Annotated in this window: 24 protein-coding genes and 2 other annotated features; of the genes, 7 read left to right on the top strand and 17 right to left on the bottom strand. The window is 41.1% G+C overall.

The window, feature by feature from the left end; genetic code table 11:
- Positions 1 to 48: 48 nt before the first annotated feature.
- The gene (locus tag QNH43_RS07450) at positions 49 to 1,380 is read right to left on the bottom strand and encodes a PhoH family protein (protein WP_283917346.1); all 1,332 of its coding nucleotides are present in this window, start codon (positions 1,378 to 1,380) and stop codon (positions 49 to 51) included.
- 265 nt (positions 1,381 to 1,645) lie between these two features.
- Here QNH43_RS07450 and QNH43_RS07445 point away from each other — a divergent pair, with 265 nt between their 5' ends.
- From QNH43_RS07445 to QNH43_RS07435, 3 genes are all read left to right on the top strand, one after another.
- A complete protein-coding gene (locus QNH43_RS07445; protein WP_283917345.1) occupies positions 1,646 to 2,245 on the top strand; it encodes a YhcN/YlaJ family sporulation lipoprotein in 600 nt (199 codons plus the stop codon).
- Between the two features lie 159 nt (positions 2,246 to 2,404).
- Positions 2,405 to 2,605 (top strand): YlaI family protein, encoded by a 201-nt coding sequence (locus tag QNH43_RS07440; RefSeq protein ID WP_072272690.1) that lies wholly within the window; start codon positions 2,405 to 2,407, stop codon positions 2,603 to 2,605.
- The gene (locus tag QNH43_RS07435; protein ID WP_283917344.1) at positions 2,589 to 3,020 is read left to right on the top strand and encodes a hypothetical protein; all 432 of its coding nucleotides are present in this window, start codon (positions 2,589 to 2,591) and stop codon (positions 3,018 to 3,020) included. The genes QNH43_RS07440 and QNH43_RS07435 overlap by 17 nt, the downstream gene beginning before the upstream one ends.
- A gap of 37 nt (positions 3,021 to 3,057) precedes the next feature.
- Here QNH43_RS07435 and QNH43_RS07430 read toward each other — a convergent pair whose 3' ends face one another.
- The 3 genes from QNH43_RS07430 to typA are packed head-to-tail and all read right to left on the bottom strand — an operon-like array spanning position 3,058 to position 5,525.
- Positions 3,058 to 3,342, bottom strand: coding sequence for a hypothetical protein (locus tag QNH43_RS07430; RefSeq protein WP_076367911.1), 285 nt, complete (start codon positions 3,340 to 3,342; stop codon positions 3,058 to 3,060).
- Positions 3,343 to 3,346: 4 nt separating this feature from the next.
- Positions 3,347 to 3,655: a YlaH-like family protein gene (locus QNH43_RS07425; protein WP_034314008.1), complete on the bottom strand. Its 309-nt coding sequence runs from the start codon at positions 3,653 to 3,655 to the stop codon at positions 3,347 to 3,349.
- A gap of 22 nt (positions 3,656 to 3,677) precedes the next feature.
- On the bottom strand, positions 3,678 to 5,525 hold the full coding sequence (typA, locus tag QNH43_RS07420; RefSeq protein WP_283917343.1) for a translational GTPase TypA: 1,848 nt from the start codon (positions 5,523 to 5,525) through the stop codon (positions 3,678 to 3,680).
- 124 nt (positions 5,526 to 5,649) lie between these two features.
- Here typA and QNH43_RS07415 point away from each other — a divergent pair, with 124 nt between their 5' ends.
- Complete coding sequence (locus tag QNH43_RS07415; protein ID WP_076366748.1) at positions 5,650 to 5,832, top strand: YlaF family protein; 183 nt, start codon at positions 5,650 to 5,652, stop codon at positions 5,830 to 5,832.
- 78 nt (positions 5,833 to 5,910) lie between these two features.
- Here the strand turns inward: QNH43_RS07415 and QNH43_RS07410 are convergent, their stop codons facing one another.
- Positions 5,911 to 6,714 carry an inositol monophosphatase family protein gene (locus QNH43_RS07410; protein ID WP_283917342.1) on the bottom strand — a complete coding sequence of 268 codons (804 nt, stop codon included), beginning with the start codon at positions 6,712 to 6,714 and terminating at the stop codon, positions 5,911 to 5,913.
- Between the two features lie 328 nt (positions 6,715 to 7,042).
- Positions 7,043 to 7,240, bottom strand: coding sequence for a hypothetical protein (locus QNH43_RS07405; protein ID WP_034314018.1), 198 nt, complete (start codon positions 7,238 to 7,240; stop codon positions 7,043 to 7,045).
- Positions 7,241 to 7,435: 195 nt separating this feature from the next.
- On the opposite strand from QNH43_RS07405, the gene QNH43_RS07400 reads away from it, so the two are divergent.
- Positions 7,436 to 8,056: a YktB family protein gene (locus tag QNH43_RS07400; protein WP_283917341.1), complete on the top strand. Its 621-nt coding sequence runs from the start codon at positions 7,436 to 7,438 to the stop codon at positions 8,054 to 8,056.
- A gap of 88 nt (positions 8,057 to 8,144) precedes the next feature.
- Here the strand turns inward: QNH43_RS07400 and trpA are convergent, their stop codons facing one another.
- From trpA to QNH43_RS07355, 9 genes are all read right to left on the bottom strand, one after another.
- Positions 8,145 to 8,924, bottom strand: a complete 780-nt coding sequence (gene trpA, locus QNH43_RS07395) for a tryptophan synthase subunit alpha (protein ID WP_076366754.1) — start codon at positions 8,922 to 8,924, stop codon at positions 8,145 to 8,147.
- Positions 8,917 to 10,122 (bottom strand): tryptophan synthase subunit beta, encoded by a 1,206-nt coding sequence (trpB, locus tag QNH43_RS07390; protein ID WP_076366756.1) that lies wholly within the window; start codon positions 10,120 to 10,122, stop codon positions 8,917 to 8,919. The genes trpA and trpB overlap by 8 nt, the downstream gene beginning before the upstream one ends.
- A 4-nt stretch (positions 10,123 to 10,126) precedes the next feature.
- Positions 10,127 to 10,741: a phosphoribosylanthranilate isomerase gene (locus tag QNH43_RS07385; protein ID WP_283917340.1), complete on the bottom strand. Its 615-nt coding sequence runs from the start codon at positions 10,739 to 10,741 to the stop codon at positions 10,127 to 10,129.
- Positions 10,742 to 10,751: 10 nt separating this feature from the next.
- On the bottom strand, positions 10,752 to 11,528 hold the full coding sequence (gene trpC, locus QNH43_RS07380; protein WP_283917339.1) for an indole-3-glycerol phosphate synthase TrpC: 777 nt from the start codon (positions 11,526 to 11,528) through the stop codon (positions 10,752 to 10,754).
- Positions 11,528 to 12,550, bottom strand: coding sequence for an anthranilate phosphoribosyltransferase (trpD, locus tag QNH43_RS07375; RefSeq protein WP_283917338.1), 1,023 nt, complete (start codon positions 12,548 to 12,550; stop codon positions 11,528 to 11,530). Before trpD ends, trpC begins: the two co-directional genes overlap by 1 nt.
- Positions 12,551 to 12,577: 27 nt before the next feature.
- On the bottom strand, positions 12,578 to 13,183 hold the full coding sequence (locus QNH43_RS07370) for an anthranilate synthase component II (RefSeq protein WP_283917337.1): 606 nt from the start codon (positions 13,181 to 13,183) through the stop codon (positions 12,578 to 12,580).
- Positions 13,180 to 14,574, bottom strand: a complete 1,395-nt coding sequence (trpE, locus tag QNH43_RS07365; protein ID WP_283917336.1) for an anthranilate synthase component I — start codon at positions 14,572 to 14,574, stop codon at positions 13,180 to 13,182. Before trpE ends, QNH43_RS07370 begins: the two co-directional genes overlap by 4 nt.
- Before the next feature lie 163 nt (positions 14,575 to 14,737).
- Positions 14,738 to 14,975: a binding site (T-box leader), on the bottom strand.
- A 35-nt stretch (positions 14,976 to 15,010) separates the two neighbouring features.
- Positions 15,011 to 15,241: a binding site (T-box leader), on the bottom strand.
- Positions 15,242 to 15,307: 66 nt separating this feature from the next.
- Positions 15,308 to 15,583 carry a UPF0223 family protein gene (locus QNH43_RS07360; RefSeq protein WP_076366764.1) on the bottom strand — a complete coding sequence of 92 codons (276 nt, stop codon included), beginning with the start codon at positions 15,581 to 15,583 and terminating at the stop codon, positions 15,308 to 15,310.
- A 57-nt stretch (positions 15,584 to 15,640) separates the two neighbouring features.
- Positions 15,641 to 16,621 carry an NAD(P)H-dependent flavin oxidoreductase gene (locus QNH43_RS07355; protein WP_283918306.1) on the bottom strand — a complete coding sequence of 327 codons (981 nt, stop codon included), beginning with the start codon at positions 16,619 to 16,621 and terminating at the stop codon, positions 15,641 to 15,643.
- Between the two features lie 396 nt (positions 16,622 to 17,017).
- Here QNH43_RS07355 and QNH43_RS07350 point away from each other — a divergent pair, with 396 nt between their 5' ends.
- Positions 17,018 to 18,475 (top strand): aminotransferase class I/II-fold pyridoxal phosphate-dependent enzyme, encoded by a 1,458-nt coding sequence (locus QNH43_RS07350; protein WP_283917335.1) that lies wholly within the window; start codon positions 17,018 to 17,020, stop codon positions 18,473 to 18,475.
- Positions 18,476 to 18,647: 172 nt separating this feature from the next.
- Here the strand turns inward: QNH43_RS07350 and QNH43_RS07345 are convergent, their stop codons facing one another.
- Positions 18,648 to 18,773 (bottom strand): GapA-binding peptide SR1P, encoded by a 126-nt coding sequence (locus tag QNH43_RS07345; protein WP_076366770.1) that lies wholly within the window; start codon positions 18,771 to 18,773, stop codon positions 18,648 to 18,650.
- A gap of 335 nt (positions 18,774 to 19,108) precedes the next feature.
- Here QNH43_RS07345 and QNH43_RS07340 point away from each other — a divergent pair, with 335 nt between their 5' ends.
- Complete coding sequence (locus tag QNH43_RS07340; protein WP_076366772.1) at positions 19,109 to 19,543, top strand: DUF1885 family protein; 435 nt, start codon at positions 19,109 to 19,111, stop codon at positions 19,541 to 19,543.
- A gap of 26 nt (positions 19,544 to 19,569) precedes the next feature.
- On the opposite strand, the gene QNH43_RS07335 is transcribed toward QNH43_RS07340, so the two are convergent.
- Positions 19,570 to 20,397: a polysaccharide deacetylase family protein gene (locus QNH43_RS07335; protein ID WP_283917334.1), complete on the bottom strand. Its 828-nt coding sequence runs from the start codon at positions 20,395 to 20,397 to the stop codon at positions 19,570 to 19,572.
- Between the last annotated feature and the right edge of the window lie 28 nt (positions 20,398 to 20,425).

The raw sequence follows: 20,425 nt of genomic DNA, 5'->3' as shown, positions 1-20,425 counted from the left end.
TCCAAAATCTTTAGAGCAATCGGCAAGGGACATCCCTTGCCGATTGGATTATAAAAGCGTAGCTGCGAGTTGGGCCAATCCAGATCTTTCCCCTTTTATCAATTTAACATGGCCGGCAATGCGCTCTGTCTTGAATTTTTCCACCACATAGGTCAAACCATTATTATATTCATCTAAATAAGGATGATCTATTTGCTCTGGATCCCCCATTAATACAATTTTGCTCCGCTCCCCGACTCTCGTCAAGATGGTCTTGACCTCATGTTTTGTTAAGTTCTGCGCTTCATCGATGATGATGAACTGATCCGGGATGCTCCTTCCCCTGATATAGGTCAAGGCTTCCACTTCAATCGAACTCATGCCAGCTAGAATGGCATCCAATTCCCCAGGTTTTTTCGTATTGAACAAAAATTGGAGATTATCGAAAATAGGCTGCATCCAAGGTCTTAATTTTTCTTCTTTTTCCCCTGGCAGGTAACCAATATCTTTACCAACAGGAACAATCGGCCTGGCAACGAGAAGTTTCTTATATTGTGACAAATCTTCAGTTTGCATTAATCCTGTAGCCAATGCCAATAAAGTCTTGCCTGTCCCTGCTTTACCGATGAGCGTCACAAGCTGGATATCCGAACGAAGCAATAAATCAAGGGCCATAGTCTGCTGGACATTTCTCGGTTTAATTCCCCAAATATGTTCCCCTTCATACATCAATTTCTTAACTAGCCTGCAGTTCTCATCCACTATCCCAATCGCAGATGCTGAGCTGCCCAGCGTGTCCTTCATCAACAGGAATTGATTTGGATAATATGAATCTTTTGTCAGTTCCTCCAGTGACAGAAAACTTTTTTCATAAAACTTATTCAGATTATCAATCGATACAAACACTTCTTTGTGCCCCGGGTATATATGGTCCAGTTCTACGACACGATCATTTAAAAAGTCCTCTGCCTCAAGTCCGATGGCATCGGCTTTAACCCTGACGAGAGTATCTTTGCTTACCAAAATGACCGTTTTTCCATCTTCCCTCGTCTCTTCTTCCAAAGATAAATTTTTCGCAACTGCCAATATCCTGTTATCATTCGTTTTCTCCACAAAAATTTCCTGAAGCTTATGAAATGAACGGTGGTTGAGTTCAATCCTTATGCTGCCTCCATTATGAAGCGGAACGCTCTGATGAAGCTTCCCTTTTTCACGGAAGCTATCAATCAATTTCGATACTTGCCTGGCATTCCTTCCGATTTCATCCATATACCGTTTTTTCGAATCCAATTCTTCTAATACGACTGCCGGAATGACAACTTCATTATCTTCGAATGAATAAATCGAGTACGGATCCTGCAACAGGACATTCGTATCTAAAACATAGATTTTTTTCCCCAATATGACGCCTCCTGCCTGCTCTTTAGGATATGCCTTACCATTTACTACACTCAGAAGTTATGTAGCGGACGAGACTGTTGATAAAATATATGTTCATTTGCATAAAGATAGAAGAACATTTACAGACTATAAAGAAAACTTCCAGCAAAAATGCTATCCTCAGCATTGATGACAACATGTTTGGCCGCATTTTTACTTACATGAATCAGACTTGGTCATTGGTGGACAGGCTGGAACCAACAAAAAACATTAAGGAGGCTGCACATTGAAAAAATACATTTTGTCGCTCGCTGCTGTTCTGTTGATGACAGGTTGCTCAATGGATAATAAAAATGAAGTGTCTGAAAATAATGCGAAAAACAATTTAACGAAAGTCAATAACTCGACCATTAAGGAAGCAGACAGAAATACAGGTCAGCAAACAGCGGAAAGACTTACCGGTTTGGCTAAATCCATTCCTGAGGTGAACGATGCCACCGCAGTCGTACTTGGCAAATATGCCATCGTCGGAATAGATATTGACCAGGATATTGAGCGTTCACAGGTCGGAACGATAAAGTATTCAGTTGGAGAAACTTTAAAACATGATCCTGAAGGCGCAAATGCCATCATCGTCGCTGACCCGGATATAAATGAGCGGATCAGGGAGGTGGCCAGAGACATTAAAGACGGTAAACCGGTAACCGGGATACTAAATGAATTGGCTGACATCACAAGTCGTGTCATTCCTGAGGTTCCTGGCGATATTTTAACCCCAACGCCGTCCAAGAACATTGAAAATGAAAAAAATAAACTTGATGATGAATCGGAAAGAAAAGAACTCGATAAAGAGCAAAATGATCAATCCAATCACTTTAAAGAATGAATATGCCTAACCCGGAGTCAATCTTCGGGTTTTTTTCTTTAACCGTCATGAACCCAGTAACGTAAACGTTCATATGTTAGTTTCACTTTATCCTCGTTTTACCATAAAAATATTGGTATACTTAAAACCATATTCAAATTGAAGTGAGGTTCAACTAATATGAAGGTTAAATGTGTAATATGCGATCAAATTGAATCTATACCTGATGATAGCCCAGAAGCTAAGAAACTTCGTAACCGCCCTATACATACCTATATGTGCAATACATGCAACCAACGCATAGAAGAGCGTACGAACGAACGGATTGCAACCGGAAACTTCCGTCTTTACCGGACAATCAAAAATGAAGATGAATGGTAGAATAAATTATAAAGTTTACCTGATCGGTCTCATCAATGGAATTCTGCTTGGATTGATAATGAAGTTGATTGAAATCTTTTCCGGTAAAAAAGTTTATAAGCTCCTATTGAATGTGGATTTCCTTCCTGTAATCGGAGCTGTTTCCTGGAGTGAGGCAACATTGTTCTTTTTCCATCTCCTTTTCTCACTGGCAATTACGTTTAGTTACGTTTATATTCTTCGTCCTTTGAAGATTTTCAGGAATTGGAACAACTACACACTTGCTTTTTTCACGATCATTCCAGCAATCATGCTTTACTTCCCATTATCGGCGCTGTCGAAAACAGAAGCTGTCCTTCCTTCTGATTTGACAGCTTTCTTTTTGTGGACAATCTTACATCTTTTTTACGGACTTTTCCTCCCCAGAGCAATATAAAAAGAACCGTGCGTATATCGCACGGTTCTTTTTATCATTACTCGATATTTTTATACTTATCTGGCTCCAACTGTATTTGGTCTAACATGATATCAATCAATTCAATCGGATAACGTTGCTTTTTCATTTCGTCCCCCAAAAGATACTCGACGAAATAAAAAGGTTCTGTTTTTGAAACCGAATCGATTATCACCTGATGATCATCTTTCAGCATCTGCATGAAAAACATTTCTGTATCACGTGCTGCTGTATCATCAGGCCTTGCATCACAGACAACTTTGATCGTCAACCAATTGTATAAGGCATCCTGTAATGATTTCATCATCTTAAGCCTGTTCTTCTTTTCTCGAATTATGAAGACGGATTCGATAAATCCCAAGAACAAGCGAAGCGATGACTAATGCTTCCCCCATAGGAAGAAACACCGCAAAGAAAGAGAGAAGGGTACATCCAAGTGCCATTACCACATAAATGACCACATTTTTTAGCAAAGGTAACTTTTTGGCAAAACCTAACTGATAGACTAGGATGCATAATCCAAAGACCGTCAAATATAAATACCACATTCCCGCTTCAGGATTTTCATCCACTCTGTACAATGCTGCAAAAAATGATAATCGCTCTTGGATATCCAATCTTTTCTCCTCCTCTTGCTATTTATTTTTCTTCAAGGGCAACTTTCTTTCTTTTAGCTGCTCTTTCACGTTCGTTTTTATCAAGAATTTTTTTACGAAGACGGATTGAATCCGGAGTTACTTCACAGTACTCGTCATCGTTCAAATATTCTAGAGCTTCTTCAAGGGACATGATTCTTGGTTTTTTCATGGAAGAAGTTTGGTCTTTATTTGCTGAACGCATATTTGTCATTTGTTTCGCTTTAACGATATTGACGGTCAAATCGCTATCACGGTTATGCTCCCCGACGATCATGCCTTCATAAATATCCGTACCTGGCTCAACGAAAATAACCCCGCGGTCTTCTACTTGCATAATACCATATTGTGTAGTTTTTCCTGATTCCATGGAAACAAGTACACCTTGACGTCTTCCGCCGACTTGACCTTGTGCCATTGGTTGGTAGCTGTCAAATGAGTGGTTCATGATACCATATCCACGTGTAATCGTTAAGAACTCAGTGGAATATCCAATAAGTCCGCGAGCTGGAACCGTGAACAGTAAACGAACTTGACCGCTTCCGCTATTGATCATGTCCAATAGTTCACCTTTACGGGCTCCCATTGATTCCATGATAGAACCAGTGTGCTCCTCAGGTACGTCGATTTGTACACGTTCAACAGGCTCACAACGGACACCATCTATCAAACGAACGATAACTTCCGGTTTAGAAACCTGCAGTTCATAGCCTTCACGTCTCATGTTTTCGATCAGGATGGAAAGGTGAAGCTCCCCACGGCCTGAAACAACCCAGACATCCGGAGAATCGGTATTTTCGACTCTTAAGCTGACATCCGTCTGTAATTGGTTTCTCAAACGCTCTTCAATTTTACGAGCTGTAACGAATTTTCCTTCACGGCCTGCGAATGGGCTGTTATTTACAAGGAAAGTCATCTGTAATGTTGGCTCGTCAATACGCAGGATAGGTAGTGCATCAGGGTGTTCAGTCGGACAAACCGTTTCACCTACGTTAATATCCTCCATACCGGAAACGGCAATTAAATCACCGGCAACGGCTTCTTGGATTTCAACTTTCTTCAAGCCAATATAACCAAAGATTTTCGTTACACGGAATTGTTTAACCGTCCCATCAAGTTTCATTAATGAAACTTGTTGACCAACATGCATTTTACCGCGGAATACACGGCCAACACCAATACGTCCTACATAATCATTATAGTCAAGTAAAGCCACTTGGAATTGAAGCGGTTCATCTGAGTTATCAATTGGTGCTGGGATCGTTTCGACGATTGTTTCGAAAAGTGGGGTCATGTCTTTTTCTTGTTTAGCAGGATCTGAATCCAAGCTTGCCGTACCGGCAATACCTGAAGTGAAGACAACTGGGAAGTCTAACTGTTCTTCTTCAGCTCCTAGTTCGATGAATAAGTCAATTACTTCATCGACCACTTCATTTGGACGTGCAGAATCTTTATCGATTTTGTTCACGACAACGATTGGTGTAATCTTTTGTTCCAATGCTTTTTTCAACACAAAGCGAGTTTGCGGCATACAGCCTTCATATGCATCAACAACAAGAAGAACGCCATCAACCATTTTCATGATCCGTTCCACTTCACCGCCAAAGTCGGCATGACCAGGTGTATCCAAAATATTGATTCTTGTATCTTGGTATTGAACTGCTGTATTTTTCGCAAGAATCGTGATTCCGCGTTCTTTTTCAATCGCATTAGAATCCATCGCACGTTCTTCCACATGTTCATTTTCACGGAAAGTACCAGATTGCTTAAGCAACTGATCCACTAACGTCGTTTTACCATGGTCAACGTGGGCAATGATGGCTATATTACGAATATTTTCTCTTAATTTCAAAAAATTCACTCCTAAAAAAGTTTGTGTATAACGTATCACTAGTATTAGCTTACATATTATATCACAAACATACTAGAAACAAATACAGAAATTATGTACAATAGATATATTAGGGGTGATATTAATGAACATTAAATGGAATTTCTTAATATTAGCGGTATTGGCAACAGCCAGCATTGGCTCCATTGGCATCTTCATTGCTGAAAAGAGCTTGATTGGAATATTAGCTGCAATCGTCATTCTTTGCGGAATCATGGGGTTCGGTTTCACTCAGAAAAAGAAATTACGCGAAGCCGGAAAGTTATAATATAAAAACTCGCTGACAGACAGCGAGTTTTTTTTGTTAATTATTTCAAAATTAGCATTTTATAATTAGACCTTAATACTAATTATTGGAATTTCCTGTTAAGTATTTATCGAATACTTCCTTATGGAGCCCTGGTTTAGATACGAAAAGTGAGTCACCTTTTAAAAAGTCCAATTCGTCACCTTTAATATTACTAACTTCCCCGCCCACTTCCTCAACCAGTAAAACTCCTCCGGCAAAGTCCCAGGGCATGAGTCTCATGGTTATGTATGCATCAATCCTTCCAGCTGCGACGAAAGCAAGTTCCAATGCTGCCGAGCCATAAGAACGTGTCCCTCTTGCATCGCGAACTAGCGGTGCCAAAAGTCTCGGATCGATCCTACGGTTTTCCGTTACCCAGCTTGCATTAATTGAAATTATCGCTTTGCTTACTGATGTCTCTTCAAGAGATGGGAGCCTTTGATCATTCAGAAATGCTCCTTGCCCCTTAATCGCATGATATAATTCATCACTAAAGACATCGTAAACCATGCCGATCTTTCCGATGCCATCCACATAAACCCCAAGGGATATTGCAAAATTCCTCTGTTGATGAATGAAATTCAACGTTCCATCAATTGGATCGATGATCCACACAGTACCTTTTAGGTCTTTAATATCATTGCCCATTCCCTCTTCCCCGAATATGCGGTGTTCAGGAAAAACTTCGCCGATTTTTTCGCAAAAAAACTTTTCTATCCCCTTATCCATATTAGTAACCAAATCATTCGGATTCGTTTTCATTTCAATATTCAACTTGGTTTTAAAGGACGCTCTTAGCCTAGTACCCGCTTCTTTCATCCATAACTTCGCATATGTATCCATTTCCTTGACCGATGCCATTATAATATCCCCGTCCTTTATGATCAGAAACTACATTAAAATGATCCTCTTCTAAAGATTAAAGCAAATATAGCTTGCCTTCAAGTTTTTAACATCTTAATTTTTCCATTTTTTTTAACATTATCACTTTGACTTAACGTTTCCCTTCCTTATTAAAAAGACCCGAGCCAAAATAAAATACTACTTATATATTGGGCATTTAATGAAAAACGGACACATTATTTTTTAATAAAATAAAGTGTCCGTTCATCTATAATGAAATTCCTTGTATTGAAATTGATTCATTTCCTTTATTCATTCTCCTTCAAGATCTCTGCAGCCAATCATATTACAAGGCTTTCAGTTTCAACAATTCCAAGCGGATGCGTTCTAGCCTTTGCTTGCATTGTGACCTCTTTTGGTCATTCTCTTCACCGATTGCTTCAAAAAGGGTTGCTAATTCATAGTCCATTTCCATCCTTAACACTGCAGCTCTATGTCTTTCAACTTCTTTAGCTTTTAATGCTTGGTTCATGACTTGTTTCATAATTAACATTCTCCCTTCATCAATTAACGTAATTTTCTGAATTTATATTATCATATGACTTCCTACCTCAAATAGCAACTAATTTGTGTTATAACCTATACGGAAAATTTACATTGCCAACCCAAATCGTATTTTTTAAATTTTACTTTTACTTATGCTACAATATGTGCAGATATTACGGTAGGAGAGATGAAAATGAATATAGCAAGTTTTACAGCAGATGATTTTGATGTTTTCAAAATTGATGGATTGGAACCGCGCATGGATGCTTTAAAAGAACGGATCCAGCCCAAATTACAAGCACTTGGAGAACACTTTTCTCAAAAACTGTCAGTTATGACCGGCGATGAAATGCACCCTCACGTTGCAAAGCATGCCAGACGGTCAGTGAATCCTCCTAAAGATACTTGGGTTGCTTTCGCTGCCAATAGCAGAGGTTATAAAATGATGCCGCATTTCCAAATCGGGTTATGGGAAACGCATATGTTCATCTGGTATGCCGTGATTTATGAAGCCCCTAATAAAACGGAAATCGGAAAGCGACTGGAGCAGCAGGCAGCCCAATTAGTGAATAGCATTCCCTCCCATTATGTTTGGTCAACGGACCATACAAAACCTGATGTCATCACCCATGGTAATCTTGGGGTAGATGATTTGAATTTAATGTTCACCCGTTTGCAAACTGTAAAAAAAGCCGAAATCCTTTGCGGTATCAAAATTTCCCGTGATGACGCCATTAAGTTAAAAGATGATGATTTCATTCAAACCATTCAAGATGCGTTTGAACATCTTTTACCCTTATATCAATTGAATTAAACACAGTTGCTTCGTATTCGGATTGAATATCGGAAGCTTTCAATTAAACCGGTTTAGAAAAAAGGAGAGCCTTGACGGCTCTCCTTTCCTATTTTTGCACGACTCCTTTGCTTGCTTGTATCAAATCACCAATTTGATCTTCCTTACCTGTCTCGAAGCATTCGATGATCTTGCTGCCGACAATGACACCATCGCAGTATTGTATTGCATCACGGACATGATTTGGCGTCGATATGCCGAAACCAGCAAGAACGGGAACCGGACTTATCTCTTTTACCTTCTTTAAATAGCCTCCAAGTTCTTCCCCAAAGGCGTCACGGGCACCCGTAATGCCTTTGACTGTAACTGCGTAGATGAATCCCTCCGCCCCTGCAGTAATCTCAGTGATACGCTCTTTCGAAGACGTGAGTGTCACAAGTCGGATAAGAACGATCCCTGCAGTTTTGATTGATGAAAAGATGGCTTCTTCCTCAATCGGTAAATCGGGGATGATGCACCCGGAAATCCCTGCATTGAGACAATCATTCGTAAACTCTTTAAGTCCATATGCCAGGATTGAATTCGTATATCCCATTAAAATGATTGGGATGGTCACTTCATTTTTGATTTCCATTACTTTTTTCAGGACATCTTTTAAAGTTGTTCCATTTTCCAAAGATCTGATGCCGGCTTGTTGGATAACCGGTCCATCAGCAACAGGGTCAGAGAATGGTATGCCTAGTTCAACGGCAGTCGCACCGCTTTTTTCAAGGAAAAGAAGCTGGCTCTTTAACCGTTCAAGCCCTCCATCCCCTGCCATAATATAAGGGATGAATGCTTTTTCCTTCTTTGTTTGACATTCTTCAAGCGCATTTGTTAATTTATTCATGTTCACTACCCCCCATCAATGATTGGACCGTTTCAACATCCTTATCACCACGGCCGGACAGGCAAATGACCAGCCCTGTTCCTTTCTCCATTTCTTTAGCAAGCTTTAAACCGTAGGAAATGGCGTGTGAACTTTCTAACGCAGGTATGATCCCTTCCTCCCTTGAAAGCATCGCTAGAGCTTCCAGGGCTTCATCATCGGTTACAGAAGTATATTCCACCCGATTTGTATCTTTTAAGTAACTATGTTCAGGCCCTACCCCTGGATAATCCAACCCTGCTGAAATTGAATGTGCCTCCTGGATCTGACCGTCCTCGTTCTGCAATACATACATGAATGCCCCGTGGAGCACCCCTGGTTTCCCCTTCGTCAAACTTGAAGCATGTAATGGTGTTTCAAGTCCATGCCCTGCCGCTTCCACTCCGTATAATTTTACCGTTTCATCCTCAATGAAGGGATAAAACATTCCCATTGCATTACTTCCTCCGCCTATGCAAGCGACCACTGCATCCGGTAGGGAATGAACCGCCTCCGAATATTGACGCTTTGTTTCATTCCCTATCACGCTTTGAAAATCACGTACAATGACGGGGAATGGATGCGGACCAAGAACTGATCCCATTATATAATGGGTGTCATCCACATTCGCCACCCAATATCGTAACGCCTCATTCACTGCATCCTTCAGTGTTCCGCTTCCTTGTGATACAGATATGACCTTGGCTCCCAGAAGCTCCATCCTGAATACATTCAATTTCTGTCTCCTGATATCTTCTTCTCCCATAAAGATGATGCATTCCAACTTCAGCAAAGCACACACAGTCGCCGTTGCAACCCCATGCTGGCCTGCACCCGTTTCGGCAATCACCTTTTTCTTGCCCATTTTCAGAGTCAACAATGCCTGACCGATCGTATTATTTATTTTGTGTGCTCCGGTATGATTCAGGTCTTCCCGCTTCAGATAAATATCTGCACCACCAGCAAGTCTCGTCAAGTTCTCCGCAAAATAAAGTGGTGTTTCCCGACCGATATATTGTTTCAGGTAATAATTTAGCTGCCTTTGGAATTCAGGGTCATTTTTAGATTGATCATATACTTCTTCAAGCTCCGTAATCGCCGCCATTAAAGTTTCCGGAACGAAACGGCCTCCATACGCTCCAAAATGTCCAGTTTTATCAGGCTGGGTATAAGTGTTCATCAATTCATTCCTCTTTTCCGGCTGTATATTTTGCCTCATTAATAAATGCCTTTATTTTTACAGCATCTTTTAATCCGTTTGTTTCAACGCCGCTGGCTACGTCAACTGCGAATGGTGAAACGGCATCAATCGCTTTTCCGACATTTTCCGGAGTCAGCCCACCAGCTAGAATCAATTTCCCTGGTGGCAGATCCGCTTTTCCAATCATATCCCAATCCAAAGTCAATCCCTTTCCGGATGAACTCTTAGGAAGATCTACTAATAGATAATCTGCTGGGTATTCATGAAGGCTTTCAAGGTCTTTCTCTGAACTGACGGCAACGGCTTTGATCACCGGTAGGGGCATTCTGCGGGCAAAGCCGGCAGACTCGTTACCATGAAGCTGGATATAATCCAACCCTGCAATTTCAGCACTTTTTATCACTTCTTGTTCAGTTTGATTGGCAAACACTCCGACTTTTTTAACCTGTCCAGCCAGATTCGCACCGATTTCTCCTACTATCTCTGGCTCAACCTTCCTGCTACTCTCGGCAAAAATGAAACCAATGAAGTCTGCCCCGGAACTAACAGCAGTCTGAGCGGCTGCCAATGTCTTTATCCCACAGATTTTCACTAACATATTAATCTCCTTATATACTCATTTGCAGTTCGGCCATCTTGTGCGAAAGATTTGATGCAGTCATCAGTGTCTCACCGACTAAAATCGCTTTTGCACCAGCTTCCTTCACACGCATCACGTCGTCTTTTGTTTTGATTCCACTTTCACTGATAATGATATGGCGTTTTGGATCAAGTAACTTCGCCAGTCGTTCCGTTACAGCCAAATCCACTTTGAAGGTCCTTAAATTCCGATTGTTAATCCCTATTAGCTCTGCATTCAGCTCTAGAGCCCGTTCCAATTCGGCTTCATCATGGACTTCCGTCAATACTTCAAGCCCTTTTCTTTTTGCATATTGATATAATTCATGGAGGCGTTCTTTAGAAAGTGCTGCCACAATCAATAGAATGATAGTGGCACCAGCTTGATGGGCGCGATCGATTTGGACCTCATCGATGATGAAATCTTTGCACAACCTGGGAATCCTTATGGCCTCGCTTACGATTCTCAAATCTGCAATTGATCCTTTAAAGAAAACCTCATCCGTCAATACGGATATCGCTGCCGCTCCGCCACTTTCGTATGAAAGGGCCTGCTCGATCGGATCTACATTGATTTTAATGTCCCCTTTTGAAGGGGAAGCCCGTTTTATTTCCGCGATAACCGCCATTGATTTCGCCGTTTTCAAATTATCCACCAAAGATGGTCTGACTATGTTGATCATTACCGAATCATCTAAGCCCATTTCTTTTAATTTTGTGACTTCCACCTTTTTCTGTTCGATGATTTTCGTTAAGATATTTTCCATTACATGACCACCTTATTTCTATTGCCATAAGCAATCAGATTTTCTAACTTTGCAAGTGCCGATCCGCTATCAATGCTTTCTTGGGCCATGGAGATTCCTTTTTTGATCGTTGCTGCCGTACCATGTGCGTATAATCCCAATCCAGCATTCAATAAAACGGTATCACGATAAGCCCCTTTTTCCCCTTTGAGAAGCCTAAGCATGATATCGGCATTTTGTTTTGCGTCACCGCCGCGGATGGCATCATTTCCGTAAACCGGAAGATCCACTTCTTCAGGGTGCAGCGTAAATGGGATAATATCCCCCTGCTCCAAAAGCACGAGTGAATTTTCACCCTGTAGGCTCGCTTCATCCATAAACCCGGCACCATTTATCACGACCGCGCGTTTCCTGCCTAATTTATGTAGGACTTCCGCAAAAAGCTCGAGCATATCACGTCGATTAATTCCCATTAATTGCGTGTCGAGTTGGACTGGATTTGTCAGAGGACCGATTAGATTAAATATCGTCGGGATTTTCAGTTCTTTTCTCACTTTCATTATCCGTGCAATATTGGGGTGGACCGATGGGGCAAATAAGAATGTGATCCCATTTTCCTCCAATAGTTCTTTTAACATGTCAGGCTCCAAATATAAATTAACACCTAATTCTTCCAATACATCCGCACTGCCCGTTTTGCTTGAGATGCTGCGGTTTCCATGTTTGGCAACCTTGACACCAGCCCCGGCAAGCACGAAGGCTGATGCTGTACTTATATTGAAGCTTTGCGACCCATCTCCCCCCGTTCCGCAATTATCCATAACATTAAGCGAACTTGTTCGTACACTTCTTGCTTCTTTTCTCATGACCCTGACAAGGCTTGCTATTTCACCTGCCGTTTCCCCTTTGGATTTAAGGGCAATGATGAAAGCTGCCATCTCGCTTTCGGTGATATCTTTAGAAAATAACGCTTGGGCTGCTCTGCTCATCTCTTCTTCCGTCAATGTTTGACGCTCTGCTAACTTCGCTAAATACTCCTTCACCGCTAACTCCCCCAGTCGTTTTTTGTTTTATAAGATGGATTGTTCCTTCTCAGATTGGAATGTTCCCGCAATCTCATAAAATTGATGTAATAATTCCTTGCCGATTTTCGTCCCTATTGATTCAGGGTGGAACTGTAAACCGTAAAGCGGGAAGTCTTGATGTTTCAGGGCCATGATTTCCCCATCATCCAGTGCTACTGCCGTCACATTCAGTTCATTTGGCAAGCTCGCCCTTTCAACTACAAGGGAATGGTAACGCATTACCGGGAATTGTAAGTCCTGTTTGGCAAATACACCTGTTCCATCATGTTCGATAATCGATGTTTTCCCATGCATGATTTGTTTCGCCCCAACCACATTCGCACCAAAAACTGCCCCAATGGCCTGATGCCCCAAACAAATGCCTAATAGCGGAACTTTTTCATAATAATTACGGATGATTTCCATACTGATACCAGCATCTTCCGGCCTGCCTGGTCCCGGGGAAATGACGATTGCCATGGGATTCAGTTCCTCAATTTCCGCAAGGGTGATTTCGTCATTCCTTTTTACTATGATTTCTTTTTCCACTTCTCCTAAATATTGATAAAGGTTATAAGTGAACGAGTCATAGTTATCAATTAATAGAATCATTTTGTGTGAACCTCCATTAAAGCGCGTGCTTTATTTTGTGTTTCTTCAAATTCCGTTTTTGGATCTGAATCATATACTATTCCTGCCCCTGCCTGGACATAGGCCTTGCCCTCTTTAATGATCATCGTCCTAATGGCTAAAGCCATATCAAGATCCCCGCCAAAACCTATGAACCCTATCGAGCCCGAATACATCCCCCGTTTACAATTTTCAAGTTGATTGATCAGCTCCATTGCCCTGATTTTAGGAGCACCTGAGACTGTTCCGGCAGGGAGGCAGACCGTCAACGCATCTAAACTCGTGAACCCTTCCCTAAGCTTTCCGCTAACCTTAGAAGCAATATGCATGACATGCTGATATCTTTGAATTTCCATTTCCTCGGTAAGGTGGATTGAACCGATTTCGCAAACCCTGCCAAGATCATTCCTGCCCAAATCAACAAGCATCTTATGCTCGGCAAGTTCCTTTTCATCCATCAGCAGGCTTTTTTCGAAGCCTTTATCTTCTTCATCCGTTTTCCCTCTCGGTCTTGTACCGGCAATGGGATTAACATGAACCAATCCTGATGAAACACTGATCAAACTTTCTGGAGACGACCCAATAATTGTATAGTCACCAAATTCTATATAGAACATATAAGGAGAGGGGTTGGCTAAACGCAAACGACGGTAGGCATCGAAAGGCTCCCCATCGAAGTCCGCTTTGAACCTTTGTGATAAAACAACTTGGAACACTTCACCAGCTATAATCGCTGATTTAACTTCAAGGACCATTTTCTCAAATTCATCCTGACTGAAATTCGATTTGAATTCCAAATATTCCGACGATATTTCCTTTGACGGTTTACTTGCCTGATTGATTTTTTCCTTCATCCCCAATAAACTTTTTTCACTATCTTCTTCCGCAGTCAAAAGATGGATCTTCTGCAGAACATGATCGAATATATACAGTTCTTTATAAAAGAGAAAATGAGCATCAGGCATTTGCAGAGAATCAGGAGGCACAGGACCTATATTTTCATACAAACGAATGATGTCATAGCCCATATATCCGATTGCACCACCGTTAAATGGCGGAAGATGAATGGGAGCCTCTCCTATCTCCACTAATAACTCATTTTTTAGAAACTCGATGATATTGATGTTCTTTACAATTTGATCACCTGTTTCAGTATCTTTCACATTTACTTGACCAGCAAGTGATGTCACCTCCAGATAAGGTTTAGAACCTAGATAGGAGTAGCGGCCGTTGTCATGATGCGAATTCGAGCTTTCTAATAAAAACTTCTTGTCACCATCTAATTTCTGAAATATGGCAATGGGGGTGTGGATATCCCCTTCAATTGTGTCCATTTTGAAACGGAGTATTTTTTTTTCATCCAAATTATTCATCTCTCAATTCCCTCCCGATTCTTATTCGCTCTTATTAACCCCTAGAAGGGAAAACCCTTTTGGCCAAGTGCCGGAGTTTTCATTTCCTCTGGTTTTTGATTTTTTCTCAAAGGTAAATATATTCACCAATAAAAAAATCCCCCGCAAACACAAATATGTGTCTGCAGAGGACGGTAAACCGCGGTGCCACCTCAAGTTGGAAAAATGCATCATTTTTCCCTCTCAAGCAAGAAATGAAGAATTCTTGCGATTACCCTTTAACGGTGGCGGCCGAGTTTCCCTACTTATTTCAAGAAACCACTCATAAGTCCATTCATCTTTTTATATCGTACCGGTTTCCACCTATCCCGGCTCTCTGTTACGCATCTAAAAAGATTACTACTCTCATTCATAGATTTAATTATCATTTCCATAAAAACGCAAAAAGGCCCCTCATCCAAAGGACGAGGAACCCGTGGTACCACCTTAATTAGCTAAATTAGCTCACTTTACGGCATTAACATGCCTATCTCCACTAACGATGAGATAATCGCCAAAGCCTACTCCGTTCATTCGTTTCGGTTTGGGGCTCGGAAGTCCATTCGCTTAAATTCGTTCACCAGTTTTCAGCTACCACTGGCTCTCTGCAGAACATCATTAAGGTACTCTTCTTCGTCACTGCCTTTATCATTTTCTTGCTTATTATGTTAAAACAATCTTTTCAGTAAGTCAATGGAGTTTTCTAAAAATATTTTTAATTTTTCATTTTTATCCATTCCCCGTCATCGATTCCTTTTGCCTTCTTAATAGCAAGATAGGCTGAATAAGTGCTGACTGACTCAAACTCATCGGTATACTTTTTTTCATCCGCCTTACCGGGGACTATTTCCTTGAATCTTCGGTAAGCCTTCATAAATTCTTCCTTTTGTATTTTATTTTCATAAGCCTTTTCTACAGCTTCAAAGAATTTGATCACATCTACGATTTCTTCAGTAGACCAATCAAGATCCATTGGATATTGATAATCCATACCCTAAACACGCTCCTTCTAGATAGTTTTTCATGCTGTCCGGCAGACCATGCATCATCAGTCTGCCCATTTTGAACGAATTGCTTCCGCCTGGTCGATGATCCGACTGAATAGTTCAGCAGTCGATGGTACATCATGAATCAGCCCCATCACTTGTCCGGCCCAAGCAAAGCCTTCACCTTCGACACCGTCATGGATATAACGCTGATTCGCTTTTCCGCTTATGTAATCCTTCAATTGTTCATATCCGCCGTTTTCTTTTTCTATTTCAAGGATCTTATCGGTCCAGCCATTTGCAATTACCCTGGCTGGTGCACCAATGGAACGCTTGATGACAACGGTATCATTTTCTGTGCCGGAAACCAAGGCATTTTTATATAATTCATGTGCATGAACACATTCCTTGACTGCTATGAATCGTGTTCCCATCTCGATTCCTTCGGCACCAAGTGCCAATGCTGCCATCAAACCGCGCCCATCGCCAAAACCACCCGAGGCGATGACCGGAATATTGACGGAGTCCACAACTTGAGGAATTAACACGGAAGTTCCAATATCATCACGGCCTAAATGTCCTCCACCCTCCTGACCAACTACCATCACCGCATCTGCCCCAAGCTGTTCAGCCTTCATTGCCTGCCTTCTTGCTGCAACGAGCACTAGTTTTTTCACTTGGGTGCCTTTGAGGTAATCAAGAAATGGTGCAGGGTTGCCGCCGGTTACGGAAACAGCTGCTATATCCTCTTTCAAGGCTGCTTCCAGCATGTGTTCATAAGGTCTTCCATGCTGACCGATTGCAAAGTTCACACCAAACGGTTTATCCGTCAATGATTTGGTTTTTCTAATTTCATCTGTCAGTTGCTCCGGGTTGTCCAAGGACATGGCCGTTACTTGCCCCAGCCCTCCTGCATTCGAAACTGCCGCAGCCAGGTCTGCATATGCTAAATGGGCCAATCCCCCTTGTACGATTGGGTATTGAATACCTAACATATCGGTCACACGCGTTTTCCACTTCAAACTCCTCAGCTCCCTTTTCATTTTATGTGGTTTGTTTATGTAGCAGAATTCAAAAATCATTAGCTTCATTATGGCAAATATTGTTTAACCGTTCAATTTTTAAACTCACCTACAATATTAATAAAAGAAGAATTCTTGAGTAAATCCAGTAAATACTAGGAAAATGGACATTTATAATCTGCTGATAATTTTATTGAGCCCCTTAACAACAAAGACATATATAAATTGTTTAAGTCAGGACATTAAAGTCACTCTAGGCATTTATTATAAGACGTGCTATAATTCATATGTTTTATGTCTATCCACAAGCTTACTAACCATACGATGGAATCGGAGAAACATACGATCATTAATAGAAAGGGAGTATATACTCCCAAATATTACGTACCTATTTTATTGAAAAGGGGCCACAAAGAATTGTCACAGAATGAAACACCCTTATACACTGCCTTATTGCAGCATGCAAAAAAAAATCCCGTTCAGTTTCATATTCCAGGTCATAAAAAAGGAAAAGGAATGGACGCTGATTTCCGTAATTTCATTGGAGAAAATGCATTATCCATAGATTTAATCAATATCGCTCCGCTCGATGATCTACATCAGCCAAAGGGGATCATTAAACAAGCCCAGGATCTTGCCGCTGAAGCTTTTGGGGCAGATCACACATTCTTTTCCGTTCAAGGAACAAGTGGAGCGATCATGACGATGGTCATGACAGTCTGCGGACCTGGGGACAAAATCATCGTCCCAAGGAATGTACATAAATCCGTAATGTCTGCCATTGTATTTTCCGGAGCTGTTCCCATTTTCATCAATCCTGAAATTGACAAAGATTTGGGCATCTCACACGGAATCACCGTCGATGCCGTCGAAAAAACTTTAAGGGAACATAGCGATGCAAAAGGATTGCTTGTCATCAATCCAACCTATTTTGGCATTTCGGCTGATTTGCAAAAAATAGTGGAGGTTGCTCATTCCCACCGAATCCCAGTACTGGTAGATGAAGCACATGGTGTCCATATACACTTCCATGAAGACTTGCCGATGTCAGCCATGCAAGCTGGAGCGGATATGGCTGCAACGAGTGTTCATAAACTGGGCGGTTCACTAACGGGAAGCTCCATATTAAATGTTAAGAATGGATTGGTTTCCGCAAATCGTGTTCAAGCCATATTGAGCATGCTCACAACCACCTCAACCTCCTATATCCTTCTGGCTTCCCTGGATACGGCCAGAAGACAACTTGCGACGGTAGGCAGGGAAATGATTGATGAAGCGATCAATCTCGCAGGGTATATCCGTGAGGCCGTTAATGAGATTCCTTTTCTTTACTGTGTCGGCAGCGAAATTCTCGAGAGTGAGGCAGCCTTTAGTTATGACCCGACTAAATTGATCATATCCATCAAGGAATTGAATATTACCGGATACGACGTTGAGAAATGGCTTCGTGAAAAGCATAATATCGAAGTGGAGCTTTCTGACTTGTACAATATCCTTTGCCTGATAACACCTGGAGACTCAAAAACGGAAGCGGACCTTCTGATTGCTGCCCTTAGAGACTTGGCGGATGAGTTTAAGGAAATGGCTGCTGAACATGAAAAGATCGAAGTCCTGCTTCCTGATACACCACCACTGGCTTTATCACCCAGGGAGGCATTTTATGCGGAAACCGAAGTGGTTCCCATTGAGGAATCTGTCGGCAAAATTAGCGCTGAGTTCATCATGGTTTACCCTCCTGGAATCCCGATCTTCATACCAGGTGAATTGATTACTGAAGATAATATCAATTACATCCGGAAAAACATCGAGGCCGGCCTTCCTGTTCAAGGCCCTGAGGACCCAGAAATAAAATATTTACGTATCATTAAAAATTGATTGATCCCATCAAACCAGAGCAAACTGCTGCTCTGGTTTTTTTGCCCCTTTTATACAAGTAGCTCCCGATAAACTGACGAATTTCGCTTCATTAACTTCTATAAAAAGGGTGCTCCAGGTTACAATCCTGAAACACCCTTAAATTCTATTAATCTTATAATCCTATTTCGATTTATTTATCAGAGGCAGCTGTATCACAGCTTTGGCAGTTGTGATTGTGTGTATATAGTACACTTACTTTTTCATCTTCAAAATGTTCAATCGTGCTATTGCAAGTTTGACATACGATAGTTCCCATTTTTACAACCCCTTCCTCTATATTGTATGCATCAATTACGTAATGTAACCGCTTTATATGAATTATAATATAACACATTTATAATTTCAAGCCAAAAAGTATAACATATATACTTTTTTCCCATTTAATGAACCCTCATGTTAAAAGAAATTGATTCCAACGTTCGTTAGACTGATTCATTTTTGGGCCCTGGAGCTCATTTCATCACACCCCTTGCTTTTGCATTGCAAGGTGAAAAAGGAATTTCGTCTTTTAATTTACATATAGATATGTATATAATACATCCATAAAATGTTAATATATTCTTACATCCTATCGATTTAAGGGGGATCCACATGACTGAAAATGCCTATATCAAACTTGTTCCTGAGTCCGTGAAAGGGACTGTAACCATCGAAGACGTGAAGGAACTGCTGAACTATTATCAAATGATCACAGCGAAAACTGGAAAGCAGCTGGATTGGGACTATGATAAGAAAGCCTTTCCTTATGAAATGAAAGAACCAGAAAAGATGAAAGATAAGGCCATATTTCTCCAATCCAAGGAAGATCGATATCACATGATATTGATAGGCGTTGACCAAGAAGTCGTTAAGGATGAAGATGGATCAGAGCGGATTCAATCCTATATCCAATTCACCCTCCCTGAAACAGCAACTTTCGGTGATAAGGGAAAAGCTAATGAACTGTGCAAGTTCCTTGCAAAGAAATTACGTGCGCAGCTACATCTCTTCAATAAACGGGTGATGTATTATTATCCAAGGAAATAAAAAAACCTGCCGAAGCCGGAATTGGCTCATGCAGGCGTTTCAATTAACTTTGGATCAAGGATCTCATAACCTTTCTTTTGAAAACCTTTCACGACATCCTCAATGGCTTCACTCGTCCATTTCCGGTCATGCAACAGTAAGTTCGCACCATTTCCTAAATAAGGGCTTTTCAACATGATCTCCGTTAAAGCTTTTTTATCCTGATACTCTTTTTCCCAGTCATATCCATATGTCCAATTCATGACCAACATTTTTTCTTTCTCAGCGACTTTTTTTGAATGCTCGGTATTCGATCCAAATGGCGCCCTGAAGTACTTAGGGCGTACCCCTGTAATGCCTTCTACCGAATTGTTCAATTTTACGATTTCCCGCTCTTGTTCCTTTTCGGTCAACTGCTTTAAATTCACATGGGAATAAGTATGATTACCGATAGAAAAACCCATTTCATGAATTTCTTTTAGCATCGTTTTATTTTCATCATTTTCAAGAAAGTGACCGTTCACGAAAAAAATAGCAGGTACTTCAAGGCGCTTCAGTGTCTGGGCGATTTTCAGAGAATATTTATCAGGTGCATCATCAAATGTTAACAACACAACTTTCGGATTTGAATCCCCGATTGGTTTAAATGACCAATTCTCTTCGTCCACCCTATATTCTGCCTTTACATTCCCATCTACATTCTTTTTTGACGTTTCGTTTTTCAGCTCTTTCTCTTGCTGGCTTTCATCTTGGGCCGTTGTTGTCGTTTCCACACTTTTTTGATTATCAGTTTCTGTTGGACCGGCACTCGGACCATTACATGCCATCAACAAAAATGATACTAATGTAAATAATGCTACTCCTTTGTTAATCATGGTTCCTCCGTGGTTTCTTGTGTCATTG

The organism is Peribacillus simplex, assembly GCF_030123325.1.
Lineage (GTDB): Bacteria > Bacillota > Bacilli > Bacillales > DSM-1321 > Peribacillus > Peribacillus simplex_D.
This window is presented reverse-complemented; position numbering and strand designations above follow the sequence as displayed.